At 37.1% G+C, this 13,423-nt stretch carries 12 protein-coding genes; 10 read left to right on the top strand and 2 right to left on the bottom strand.

What is annotated here, in order from left to right; translation table 11 throughout:
- From QUH73_RS17840 to QUH73_RS17805, 8 genes are all read left to right on the top strand, one after another.
- A partial coding sequence (locus tag QUH73_RS17840; RefSeq protein ID WP_289531794.1) for a hypothetical protein occupies positions 1–765 on the top strand: 765 nt, incomplete at its 5' end.
- Positions 766–783: 18 nt separating this feature from the next.
- The gene (locus tag QUH73_RS17835) at positions 784–1,470 is read left to right on the top strand and encodes a hypothetical protein (RefSeq protein ID WP_289531793.1); all 687 of its coding nucleotides are present in this window, start codon (positions 784–786) and stop codon (positions 1,468–1,470) included.
- A gap of 19 nt (positions 1,471–1,489) precedes the next feature.
- Positions 1,490–2,299: a hypothetical protein gene (locus tag QUH73_RS17830; protein WP_289531792.1), complete on the top strand. Its 810-nt coding sequence runs from the start codon at positions 1,490–1,492 to the stop codon at positions 2,297–2,299.
- A 29-nt stretch (positions 2,300–2,328) separates the two neighbouring features.
- Positions 2,329–3,183 (top strand): hypothetical protein, encoded by an 855-nt coding sequence (locus QUH73_RS17825; RefSeq protein WP_289531791.1) that lies wholly within the window; start codon positions 2,329–2,331, stop codon positions 3,181–3,183.
- 87 nt (positions 3,184–3,270) lie between these two features.
- Positions 3,271–4,020, top strand: coding sequence for a hypothetical protein (locus QUH73_RS17820; protein WP_289531790.1), 750 nt, complete (start codon positions 3,271–3,273; stop codon positions 4,018–4,020).
- Between the two features lie 6 nt (positions 4,021–4,026).
- Positions 4,027–4,731, top strand: a complete 705-nt coding sequence (locus tag QUH73_RS17815; RefSeq protein WP_289531789.1) for a hypothetical protein — start codon at positions 4,027–4,029, stop codon at positions 4,729–4,731.
- Between the two features lie 47 nt (positions 4,732–4,778).
- Complete coding sequence (locus tag QUH73_RS17810; RefSeq protein WP_289531788.1) at positions 4,779–7,307, top strand: gliding motility-associated C-terminal domain-containing protein; 2,529 nt, start codon at positions 4,779–4,781, stop codon at positions 7,305–7,307.
- 215 nt (positions 7,308–7,522) lie between these two features.
- Complete coding sequence (locus QUH73_RS17805) at positions 7,523–8,581, top strand: PorP/SprF family type IX secretion system membrane protein (protein ID WP_289531787.1); 1,059 nt, start codon at positions 7,523–7,525, stop codon at positions 8,579–8,581.
- Positions 8,582–8,672: 91 nt separating this feature from the next.
- Here QUH73_RS17805 and rsmI read toward each other — a convergent pair whose 3' ends face one another.
- The gene (gene rsmI / locus QUH73_RS17800) at positions 8,673–9,386 is read right to left on the bottom strand and encodes a 16S rRNA (cytidine(1402)-2'-O)-methyltransferase (RefSeq protein WP_289531786.1); all 714 of its coding nucleotides are present in this window, start codon (positions 9,384–9,386) and stop codon (positions 8,673–8,675) included.
- Positions 9,387–9,388: 2 nt separating this feature from the next.
- Positions 9,389–10,021, bottom strand: coding sequence for a hypothetical protein (locus QUH73_RS17795; RefSeq protein WP_289531785.1), 633 nt, complete (start codon positions 10,019–10,021; stop codon positions 9,389–9,391).
- Between the two features lie 213 nt (positions 10,022–10,234).
- Here QUH73_RS17795 and QUH73_RS17790 point away from each other — a divergent pair, with 213 nt between their 5' ends.
- Together QUH73_RS17790 and QUH73_RS17785 are read left to right on the top strand one after the other, a co-directional pair.
- The gene (locus QUH73_RS17790; RefSeq protein WP_289531784.1) at positions 10,235–10,825 is read left to right on the top strand and encodes a thymidine kinase; all 591 of its coding nucleotides are present in this window, start codon (positions 10,235–10,237) and stop codon (positions 10,823–10,825) included.
- An 11-nt stretch (positions 10,826–10,836) separates the two neighbouring features.
- On the top strand, positions 10,837–13,311 hold the full coding sequence (locus tag QUH73_RS17785; RefSeq protein ID WP_289531783.1) for a bifunctional UDP-N-acetylmuramoyl-tripeptide:D-alanyl-D-alanine ligase/alanine racemase: 2,475 nt from the start codon (positions 10,837–10,839) through the stop codon (positions 13,309–13,311).
- The last annotated feature ends 112 nt before the right edge of the window (positions 13,312–13,423 follow it).

Raw genomic sequence — 13,423 nt, 5'->3', positions numbered from 1 at the left:
GCCCAGTGTGAAGTAACAAGTTTAACAGCACCAACAGCGACAGATAACTGTGACGGAGTATTAACAGGAACTCATACAACAACACTGCCAATTACTTCTTCAACCGTAGTAACCTGGACTTATACTGACGGATCAGGCAACAGCACAACACAGACTCAGAATGTAGTAATTAATGATACAACAGATCCTGTAATTCCAATACTTTCAGATGTAATTGGGGAATGTACTGCAACAGCTATAGTACCGACTACGACTGATAATTGTGCTGGTGTTTTGACAGGAACAACAAGTGATCCTTTAACATACAATACTCAAGGAACTCACGTAATAGCATGGACTTTTGATGATGGAAATGGAAATTCAATTGTTGTAAATCAGAATGTAATTATTGATGATGTGACACCTCCTGTTTTGGCAGATTTGTCTGACTTGGCAATAATTGATTGTGCAGAAGATGAAAGTGTAATTCCTCAAGTGAAATCATTTACTGGCCTAGATATACAGGCAACTAGATATTCGGATAATTGCACAACGAGTTTTATGGTTCAATATAGAATTCAATTACCGGATTCTTCATTTGCAAATGCATTTGGTAGTGCAGCAACAGGAGCAGCTTCAGTTTCTGATCCATCCGGGTTTGAATTTCCTGAAGGAATTTCGACAATCCATTTTAGAGTATTGGATGCTAGTGGTAATATTTCAAATGTAAAAATATTTACGGTTACGGTTAATCATAAACCGATACCATCAGGAATAATTTATTAAATTTTAAATATAGTCAACATGAAAACAAATTTTACAAAACTTTTAAGTGTATGCTTTTTCCTTTTCTTGGGATACAGTGTCATGGCACAGGATACAAGGAATGTTGGAGAAACTCATACTTACTCTGTAACTGCGGAGAATGGAGCAAATACTCTATCCTGGACAGTAACAGGAGGAGGAGCACAAGGAACAGCTTGGGATCTTCAGAATGGAACTACTTTAACTGACGCTTCTATTGATATCTTATGGAAGCAAGCAGGAACATACACGTTAACTTTTACCGAGAATGAAGATCATGGTGGGAGTGTGATTTGTTCTACAATTAAGACTGCTACAGTGGTAGTTGGAGATAATTTTGACGTTTCGATCGCTGATGCAGTGTCGGATTGTGCGACTGGTTCTACCGGAAACTCAACAGTAGATTATATCCTGACTAAGACAAATGGTGCTGCTGATTGGACATTCGATTATGCAACTACAGGTTTAACTCCTGAATTGTCTGGAACTGCAGTTGCAGTATCAGGAAATACTTACACTCTAACTTTAACTGTACCTAATTTAGCAGCAGGTGCGGATCAAACTTTTTCAGTTACTATTAGTAATGTAAAAGATAGTTTTGGTAACAGTGATAATACTGTTGGGAATAATGTTACTGGTGACGTAACTATATATGGTGTGCCAAATACAGGAAACATTACATTTTAATTAGTTAAAATAAATCGATATGAAATCTCTTTTAAAACTTTTAATGGTTTTCGTAGGAGTATTATTAATTACTAATACTCAGGCACAAAATACAGGTACCACTCCATATGCTGGATCAACGCATGCATATACTATCACGAAAAGTAGTATTGCAGGTACAACCTTAGCTTGGTCTGTAACTTCGGGTACTCTAGGAACAGAGTATAACTTTGTTGGAGCAACGGATGGAGTAACTGCTAATGTAGAATGGTTACTTGCTGGTACATACATTTTACAAGTAGTTGAAACAAGAACAGATGTTACTCCGGCTTGTCCTACAACTCGTCAGATTTCTGTAACTGTAACTGCCAATACATTTGATGTTGTTGCCGCTCTAGTTACTTCAGCAACAGATTGTGCTACTGCATTTAATCCGGTTGTGGATGTTACTGCAGATGGCGATAATTCGAATGATGTATTTGGAACAACTACAAGAGAATATACAGTTAGTATGGCTGGTGGCGATTTAACTAAAACATGGTCGTTTGATTATGCAATTAGCGATATTGCAGCATCAGATAAAGTGACAGGTGTTCTTGTTAATGGAGTAGCTGCTTTAACAGGTACAATTAATGTTCCTGCTAACACTACATCTCAAACAATTACTGTTGAATACAATACCAATAAGAATATTGATGGTGTGAATGGACAAGATCCAAATATCTCAATTGCTCTTACAGTTTCTAATGGTAAAGATGAGTTAGGAACTCCTGACAGTAATGCAGCCAATAATGTGGCAACTTATATTGTTAATGCTGTTCCAGCAACTACAGGTATTACAACTGACTAATTAGTAAACTCTGATAAAATTAATATATCATGAAAAGATTATTAAAAATAACTCTGGTTCTTGCAATTTCTTTAATTGCTTTTGGAACATATGCACAGGATGCAACTCATGCGGTAGGTTCTATCCATAAGTTTAAAGTAAATGTGGATGCTAGTAATGTGCATCTGGCAGATCATGTTGGAAATACATATACCTGGGCAGTTTATCAAAACGACGGTACAACACCAGCTGTTAGTGGAACAGATTACTCATTTACAACCACAGGTGCAGGTGTAGATGCGAATACTGTAAACATTCAATGGTTACAAGCTGAAACATATTTTGTAGAGGTTACAGAAGCTAATTTAGCTGGTGCCTGTACAACCTTAAGACGTTTGGAGATTTTGGTTTCAGCTGGTGCACTTGATTTAGCAGTTATTGCATCTGATAATGCAGGAGCTGTTATTACTGGTGGTGCTTTAACTGATTGTAATAGTGGTAGTGGGGCAACAATAGATAATGCAACGAATGATTTTGGTTCTACAACTCGTTACTTCACTGTTTCAATGGATACTGACGGACAGCCTTGGACAACTGGAGCATGGGGATTTGATTTCACAACTTCAGCAGCATCAACTGTTACTTCATCAGCTGGTGGTACTGTAACTGGTTCCAGCGTAATCGTAGCATCGGGAACTTCTCAAGTTGTATTGACTGTTGTAACAGCTAATACTCCGGGCGTTTCTCCAGCTAATGATATTAGCTTGAACATGGTTGCTTCAAATGCGTTTATTACAACGGGAGCCGGAAATACAAATGAGCCTGGTACTAATTTAACCAATAATACATCAGAATCGTTTGTTATTACAGCATCACCTGAAACTAGTGTGATTGCTATTGATTAAATATTGTAAAGTTTGTTGACTTACATATAGAATCCTTCCCGGATCGAAATCCGGGAAGGTAATTCAAACATTAAAAAATAGAAAGATTTGTTAAAAGGTATACTACATAGAATTCTGATTGTCATTGTATTTACAATGATGGCTTTGGCTTCAGCTAAGGCACAGAGTCCGTATGTAATATTGCCTGGTAGTACGCATAAACTTACTATTACTGATCATGTTGGGAATACTTATGAATGGAATGTTTATAAGGTGAACAACTGGACAGATCAAAAAGACGCTTTATTGGCGGATAATGATGGATTGGGAGGAGATGATGACTTTTTATTTATTGGGGGAGAATTTGAAAAAGCTGAAGTTGACATTACCTTTTTAAATGAGGGAAAATATTACGCAATTGTGGAAGAATTTAATTCAGTAACTAATTTTTGTTCTTCTCGAAGAGCTATACCTGTTGAGGTATTTGGTACTGAAGCCACTATTGTATTTAAAGATCTGACATCAGACGATTGTGCTGATTTAGATCCACAGTTTGCTGCAGAAATGGTAGCAATGTTCGATTCAGGTACTCAATTGCCGGAATCACAATACCCGATTACAGTGAACTATCGCTTAGATGGGGATTCTGCTGATCGAACTGCAATTGTAAATTTTGCAGATAAAATGCTCCATGTAGCGGGTGTTATTGAAGATGAAAATATTGACACTATAAATACTATTACCATAAAGAGTGCAACCAATAAATATGGAGGTACGTTAAATGTGGTAACAGGAAAAGAAATTCATACAAGAACAATTAATAAGAAACCAATAATATCGGACATAAACTTAAATTAAACTACTATGAAACTGACTAAAATATTCGGCTTGCTATTTATTAGCTTAATTACATTTGCAGGAACTGTTAGTGCACAGGATCAAACTGTAACTATTAACACATCTCATACTTATAATGTTGATCCTGTTGCAGGAGTGACTTATACTTGGGCTACAACGGGTGGTACCAGCACTGATCTGGTTGCGCAAACAGGAAATTCTATGACACTGATCTGGGATGTTGCAGGAACATATGATGTAACAGTTTTTGGGACTGATGCAAATGGCTGTTTGACTGAAACAAGAACATCTCAGGTTTTAGTTGTTGGTGCAGCTTCTGTAATGTTTGCTAATTTACCTGCAAATGATGCAGTTGTAAGTTGTTCTCCGTTATTGGGAGGTTCTTTAACAGTTAGCGATTTCGATGTTGTATTCACCGATGGTGTAGCTCCATTCGAATTGACATATGAGATTACTGCTATTGATAATACAAAAACAACTAAGGTGGTTACAATGGGGACTGCAGGTGACGCAACTCCTTTAACAGGACAATTGTCAATTTCAGATTTTGAAAATCTAACTACCGGTGATCAAACAGTAAGCATTCAATTGATTAGTGCAAAAACTGCTGATAATGGAACTGTTGCTGTTGATACTGATCTTGCTGATAACACAAGAAGTGTTACTGTTCATGGTAAGCCAGTTATTTCAGGTACTATTACACTTAACTAGAGCTTAGTTTAGGAGTTTTATTTAAATAATTAAAAGAATAAAATTAGATGTTGAAAACCTTACTACATAAAACACTGCTTACTGCAATAGCCATCCTTTTGGGAGGATGGGCTGTTGTGGCACAGCAGTATGTGGTTAAGGGAACAACACTTAATTTTAAGGTGGATGAAGTTACTGGTTATGAATATCATTGGTCAGTAACACATACATCAAGCGGTTCAGTAGCATATCTTACATCAAAAACATTTGAATCCGGCGATTATGTATTCGCTAACGAAGGTGATTATGAGGTGAAAGTATATCCGGAAGATTTAGGAACACATTGTTTTGGTGATCCTTTAACCATGATGGTGGTGGTTGATGGTGCAGCTCCAACCGCTGAGTTTGATGATTTAGAGGTACCCTATGTTTGTTCTGCAAATAATGGTGGAGATGCAAATGGTAAAGTGAATATTACTGTTAATTATTCGGGTCCTAAGCCATGGACATTTAAAATTTCAGTGGATCGTGCACCTGCAGTAATGCCTGTTGGAGCAGACGAGCTGTACGTGAATACTTTTGAGTTTGAGCTTGAAATTCCGAATACAACCGGTAAAACACATAGAGCTGAGATCTTGTTGGTTGAAGCAAAAACAGTATCAGGAATTCCTGTAACCGAAGATCTTGCCAATCAAACTTTAGAGGTTGATGTAATGGCCTTGCCAAATACTTTATTTGGTGATTATACTCCGGTAATTCAGGCGGGAACAATACAGTCTTATACTGCAACCATCGAGAAGAATGAAAATTATGAACTTTTTATACCAAGTGGAGCAACTGTCTTAAATGAAAAGACAACGAAGTTAAGCGATAAGTTCCATAGTGAATTAAGTTTTGATGTTCAATGGGGAAATACTCCTGGAGATTATCAAATAAAATTGTTGGAACGTACTGCTTTTGATTGTGCGGGAGATACGATTTATGCTGCTATTAGTGTTGTTGAATCTTTCGTAGTTAGTTTAGGTGGAGATATTCAAATTTGTGAAGGAGAGAGCGCAATTCTAACTCCAACTATCGATTTTGGTGGAACTTATACCTACTTATGGTCAGATGGATCAAAAGAGCCGACATTAAAAGTTACTGAAACTGGAACCTATTCTGTTACAGCAACTGATTCCGGAACAGGTAAATCATCATCAGCAACAGTAAATGTTAATGTGTTAACAGCTCCGGTTGTTGACTTGGGAGCAGATTACGAATTGGCTGATGCTGAAACGAAGGTGTTGGATGCAGGAAATCCGGGATTAACCTATTCTTGGTCGACAGGAGAGACAAGCCAGGCCATAAACGTGAGTAGCAGCAATACATATCGTGTTGATGTAACCAGCTTAAATGGTTGTGTTGGGACTGATGAAATTATTATAAGTAGTACTAGTGATGTATTTGCAATTAATCTGGGTGCAGACAAGAATATTTGTGATGGTGAAGAAGTGATTCTAAATCCAAATCCAAGTATCTCTCAAAACTATGCTTACCTATGGTCAAATGGAGCAGGAACCTCTACGCTTACTGTGAGTGAGTCCGGAATTTACTCGGTAACTGTAAGGGATGATGCAGGCAACGAAGAAACAGATGAGATTGAAGTAATTGTAAATGCTTTACCGATTGTTGATTTAGGTGGCGATATTACATTATACGATGGTGAAACCACGACTTTGGATGCCGGAGTTTCAGGATCAGGTTTGGTTTACGAATGGAGTACTGGAGAGTCAACCCAGACAATAACGGTAAGTGAGGAAAATGTATATTCTGTGAAGGTTACATCTGAATACTCATGTTATAATACAGATGATATTAGTGTTGTTAGAAAAGACGGTCATAAATTCTCTGTGGATTTAGGTGGTGATATTCAGATTTGTGAGGGTGACAGAGTGTATCTTGAGCCAATTATCGATAGAACATTTACTTCTGATCCTATCTATAAATGGATACCGTCAGAGTCAACTGAAAAGGGAATCCTTGTCAATCAATCAGGTAAATATTGTGTTGATGTAACTGATCCGTTTGGCAATACCGAAGGAGATTGTATCGAATTAACAGTTAATCCTTCTCCTATTGTTGATCTAGGTGAAGACCTTATTGTTCAAACCGGAGAAAATGTAACTCTTGATGCTGAAAATAATGGTAGTTTCTACCGTTGGTCAACAGATGATATTTCTCAGACTATAAATGTGAGTCAGGCCGGAGAATATTGGGTTGAAGTAACCAATCAACAGAGTTGTATGGGAAGGGATACCATAAATGTAGTTTATCCGGAAGGTGATCAATTTGTTGGATTAGCCAGTGGATTCTCTCCAAATGGAGATGGTAAAAACGATGTTCTGTTTGTTCGGGGTAACAATATTGGTTCAATGAATTTGATTATTTATAACCGATTAGGACATAAAATCTTTCAATCGAACAGACAAGATGTAGGATGGGATGGTACCTATCGTGGAGTAAAACAAGATATGGATGTTTATGTTTTCTTCCTGCAAGTGACCTTCCTTGATGGTAGTTCTGTACAAAAGCGCGGAAATGTTACACTACTGTACTAATATAGTTGATGAATAAAATGGATTATTACTGTTAAATTTCATCATATTAATTATATTTATGCCAAATAATTTGTCGCAAAAAAATAAATGTAAAATGAAATATTTCACAGTGGGTAATAGGCTATTATTACCCATTTTTATATTTTTGCTTGGGGTATTTCGTTTTGCTGGTTGAAAATCTTTGTTAATCGGCTGAAAGACCCGTAAAATTGGATATGAGGAAGAGTTTAATTGTTTTTATACTGATATCGTTATTTGGGGTCTGTCAAGTCTCCGCTCAGCGTGTGCACTCTTCTCAATTCTATTCTGTCCCATTATTGTTAAATCCAGCTCTTACTGGAAATTCTGATTATAACCTTCGGGGTGGGATGAATTATCGTAACCAGTGGAATAGTGTAACAACACCTTTTGTTTCTCAAGCAGTTTTTGTAGATGGTAAATTGTCAACTCAACTATTGAGTTCTTCATGGCTTGGTGTTGGAGGTATGATCTTTAATGATAAAGCGGGAGAAGGTAGTTTAAAGACCACTCAGGTCATGTTTTCCGGATCATTAAATAAAAGTCTGAATGCAGGTAATACATTGTTCTTACATATGGGAGTTGGTTTGGAATTAGTTAATAAATCGGTTGATTATAACAAATTGGTTTTTGATGATCAATGGGATGGCACACTTTTCGATCCAAATTATCAAACAGGCGAACCTTTAGGAACACAATCTTTATTTTACACTGACTTTTCTGCTGGTACTATGGTTACCTTTTTTAAAGGGAAATCAAAATATTTTATGGGGATGGCAATTAGTCATATAAATCAACCCAACGAATCCTTTTACGCAATCACCAATAACCTTAAAAGACGATTTGCATGGCATGGAGGAGTAGAGTCCAGATTATCTTCAAGATTATATGTCAAGCCTGAAATAATGCATACTACCGAAAGTAGTTCAAACGAGTGGATTGCCGGAGCCAATTTTATGATGTTGTATGGAGAAAAAGGTACTATTCTTCATTACGGATTGTGGTATCGTTTTACTCAGGATATTATTCCTGCATTTGGATATGAGAAAAACCGCATGAAATTTATGATTAGCTACGATATTAATGTCTCTGATTTACAGGCTGCATCTTCTAACAGGGGTGGCTTGGAAATTTCGCTCACTTACAATTACAACTATTCCAATCCCCGGGAAATCCGAAAGTTGAAACGTCGTCAGAAAGTTAAAAAATTGGGTGATAAGGCAATCTCTTGTCCTAAATTCTCGCACGAAGACTAATGACAATTAATAATTATAAATTACGAATTCATAATGTAGTTCTTCTAAGCTAAATCATGAAAGGGGAGTTGCAAAGCCTTTAGTCTTGGGTTTACTGTCGATCCTTCTTTATGTATTCTTTCTTCTTTTTCTCAACAACCTTACCACCAACTACAATTACAATTTCGCCTTTAACAGTTTTCGAACTGAAATGAGCGATTAGTTCAGCGAGAGTGCCTCGTACATTTTCTTCGTATAGTTTGGTTAACTCACGGGATACAGATGCTTTTCTATCTTCTCCCATTACTTCAGCAAATTGCTCTAAGCTTTTCACTAATCGGTGTGGCGATTCGTAAAAAATCATTGTCCTGGATTCTTCAGCCAGTTCGTCTAATTTAGACTGACGCCCCTTTTTTTGCGGTAAAAATCCTTCGAAACAAAATTTTTCATTTGGCAAACCGGAATTCACTAAGGCAGGGACAAATGCTGTTGCTCCCGGCAGGCATTCTACATCAATTCCACTATCAAGACAATGTTTTACCAAAAAGAACCCGGGATCTGAGATAGCAGGAGTTCCAGCATCAGATATTAGGGCAATGGTTTCACCGGCTTTAATTCGATTAACGATGTTTTCGGCCGTTTTGTGTTCGTTAAATTTGTGATGTGAGTGTAAAGGTTTTGAAATTTCGAAATGCTTTAATAAAAACCCTGATGTTCTCGTATCTTCAGCAAGAATTAAGTCAACACTTTTTAAAACTTTTAAGGCTCTTAAGGTAATATCTTCTAAATTTCCAATTGGAGTGGGAACAAGGTATAGTTTCGACATGTTTAAAATTTTCTTTTGGTGATTTCGATGAATTGGGTTACGGTAGGATCTTCCAGATCCCATTCTTTTTCAGCTTTTATCCAATTCATAACAGATTCGAAAGTACCTGCTTTATTTACGAAGGAAATCGCTGTGTTGTATTCATCTATATTGTTTTCAAAAAGCTCACGGGCAAACAAAAAGCGATCATTAATTCCAATGGCCGACTGAATATCTTTTAGTTTTTGTGAAGAAAGTTTCTCTCCTATTAATTGAATAGGTTCCGATTGAGCACTTTGCTTAACAATTGATATTTTTATTTGCTCTTTTTCCTCAATTTCAGGTTTCTCAGGATCGACATTGTCAATTACCTGAGGTTTTTCAAAATTCGCATCAGGAAATTCAATTTCTTCTTTTATTGGTTCAGGTGAAGCAGAAATAATTTCTTCAGGGACATTCGTTGAAACTGTCTCGGCTGGTTTTAATTCACAATTCTTTTTCAGGATTTTAAAATCTTGACTTAAGCCCAGTATTCTGGAATCAAGTAACTCAATACCATCATTTAAATCCTCAGGCTTATTGGCGAAATGTTCCAGTAAGTTTTGAATTTCTTCGGTTTTACTTTTAAGCAGTTGAATGACTAGTTTATTATCCATAACCAGAATTTTTAATATGCAACAGAATTCTATGTACTAATTCACAAAAGTAAAGCTAATTTTTTTTGTATTGATTGGTTGAGCGGATTTTTCGGTTCGAACAACTTTTTTTTTACTGTGATATTGTTTAAAAGTTTATTAGCTCAGTAATGCAAGTATGAAAGTGTTTTCCTATTTTTGTCTATCTATGTAAAATAACCTAAAGTTTATCACATGTTTCTTGAGAATGATATTAACAGAGCTGGCAGTAATGGTTGGATCGAAGTAATAGTTGGTTCTATGTTTTCGGGTAAAACCGAAGAATTGATTCGTCGGTTGAACCGGGCAAAAATTGCTCGTCAGAATGTTGAAATATTTAAACCTCATATTGATGTGAGATATTCAGTGGATGAAGTAGTTTCTCATGACTCCAACTCCATCCGGTCAACTCCTGTCGAAACATCAGCAAATATATTGCTGCTTGCCAGTAATGTTGATGTTGTTGGTATTGATGAAGCGCAGTTTTTTGATGCTGGCTTGTCTGACGTTTGTAACGAATTGGCCAATCAGGGTATTCGTGTGATTGTTGCCGGCTTGGATATGGATTTTAAAGGCAATCCTTTTGGTCCGATTCCGAGTATTATGGCTACTGCAGAATATGTTACCAAAGTTCATGCAGTTTGTATGCGTTGTGGAAATCTGGCCAATTACTCACATCGTTTGGCTGAGGCTGATAAATTAGTGTTGTTGGGCGAAAAAAGTGAATACGAACCGCTTTGCCGAAATTGTTACCAGAAAATTTACAGAACGTCTTCAACAAAATAAGTGGATGTATTATGACCTTTGCACAATTATTTACGATTGAATCAGTAGCTTCTATAACAGGAGGTGTTTGTTATGGGAAAGAAAATCTCTATATAAAAACCCTTTCGATAGACAGCAGGTCGTTACAACTTCCCGGAGAAACCCTTTTTTTTGCTTTAGTTGGTGAGCGACACGATGGTCATTTATACATTAAAGATTTGTATCAAAAAGGTGTTCGTGCATTTGTTGTGAGCAATTCTGAAGGGATAGATTCCAGAGAGTTCCCTGATGCCGCTTTTGTATTGGTTCACGACACGCTTATTGCCTTGCAGAATTTGGCGCAAAATCACAGACAGAACTTTTCATATCCTGTATTTGGAATTACCGGCAGTAATGGAAAAACCATTGTAAAAGAGTGGCTGTATCAACTGCTGAATGAATCGTATTCTATTGTTCGCAGTCCCAAAAGTTACAATTCTCAGGTTGGTGTTCCGCTTTCTGTTTGGCACATGAACAATGAGGCTGATTTAGCCATTTTTGAGGCTGGTATTTCTCAACCGGGAGAAATGGATCAACTCTCAAAAATTATTCAACCTACCTTTGGGATTTTTACTCATTTGGGAGATGCACATCGGGAGAATTTTAAGACTGAAGTTCAGAAATTAGAGGAGAAGATAAAATTATTCTCTTCCTGCAATTCGATTGTGTATTGTGCCGATAAGAAATTGGTAGATGAATTTTTAAAGGCTCGGTATGGACAGAATAAAGAATTGATTTCCTGGTCAAGAAATCAGACCGCCAATTTGATGGTTGTTTCGGAAGAAAGAAAAGGGAACCTAACATTTATTAAAGCTAAATATAAGAAGGAAACAAAAGAAATAAATTTACCATTTACCGATAAGGCTTCAATTGATAATGCCATAATTTGCTGGCTTTGTTTATTGAATTTGAATGTTAATGATGAAACCATAAAAGAGGGATTCCTGAAATTAGAACCAGTTGCCATGCGATTGGAAATTAAAGAGGGAATAGGTGATTGCACGCTGATTAATGATTATTACAATTCAGATTTAGATTCGCTTGGGATTGCTTTGGACTTAATGAATCTGCAACAAAAAGACAGGAGTAGAACCCTTATATTATCTGATATTTTTCAATCGGGTTACACAAATCGTCAGCTTTACAAAGCTATATCCAAATTATTGGAACAGAAGAAGATTAATCGTCTGATTGGTATTGGGGAAGGCATTTCTTCGCAATCGAAACTATTTACCTGCGATACTTCTTTTTATCGCTCAACCGATGTATTTCTGGCAGATTTGAATCGAAATCAGTTTAAGAACGAAATTATTCTGATAAAAGGAGCAAGAAATTTTCATTTCGAGAGAATCTCAAATGCTCTTCAATACAAAGCACATCAAACGGTTTTGGAAGTGAACTTAAATGCTATGGTTCATAACTTAAACTATTTCAGATCCTTATTGAATCCGACCACCAAGTTGGTTGTGATGGTGAAAGCATTCTCTTACGGAAGCGGATCAACCGAAATTGCTAATTTACTGCAATTTCACCGGGTTGATTATTTAGCCGTTGCCATAGCCGACGAAGGTGTTGAATTGAGAAATGAAGGAATCACGATCCCAATTATGGTGATGAATCCGGAACCTCACAGTTTCGATACCATGATTGAGTATCGCCTGGAGCCTGAAATATACAATCTTACTATTTGTCAGGAATTCGAAAAAGCATTAAAACGGAATGGAGTAAGAAACTATCCTATTCACATAAAACTGGATACAGGAATGAATCGTTTGGGTTTTGTTCATCACGATATTGATACTTTGTTGTCGCTGATTGAGAATAATGATCATTTCTTTATCGGCTCTGTATTTTCCCATTTGGCTGGTGCCGATGAGCAGCAACACGATGATTTTACAGCTCGGCAAATTAATTCATTTACCCAATGGAGCGATCAAATATTGTCGCAGTTTTCATATCATATCGATCGGCATATTTTAAATTCTGCCGGTATTGAACGCTTTCCGAAAGCACAATTCGACATGGTTCGTTTGGGAATTGGTCTCTACGGGATAAGTGCCTCTCATCAGGAAAAATTGATGAATGTGAGCAGTTTAAAAACTGTAATTTCTCAAATTAAAGACGTTTCGAAAGAGAATACCGTGGGTTACGGACGAAAAGGGCAATTACAGACCGATACGCGCATTGGAGTTATCCCAATAGGTTATGCCGATGGTTTCAACCGCAAGCTTGGTAATGGCCTTGGAAAGGTGATGGTGAACGGACAAGTGGCTCCTGTTGTTGGCAATATTTGTATGGATATGAGTATGATCGATCTCACAAATATTGATGCAAAAGAAGGCGATTCTGTATTGATTTTTGGAGACGATTATTCAGTGAGTAAATTGGCAGAACAATTAGATACCATTCCCTACGAAATTCTCACCACCATTTCGCGTCGGGTGAAACGCGTTTATTTTCAGGAATAAAAATATCCGGGTGTTCCCCTCGTTCCTCGTGGCGGGCTTTTCACTTCTACTCCTCGCTCATCCTTCGCTGCGGGGTATCCGTTACAATCCCTAACACAAGTCAGCCATTATT

Origin of the sequence: Labilibaculum sp. K2S (assembly GCF_030372765.1) — a bacterium.
Lineage (GTDB): Bacteria > Bacteroidota > Bacteroidia > Bacteroidales > Marinifilaceae > Labilibaculum.
This window is presented reverse-complemented; position numbering and strand designations above follow the sequence as displayed.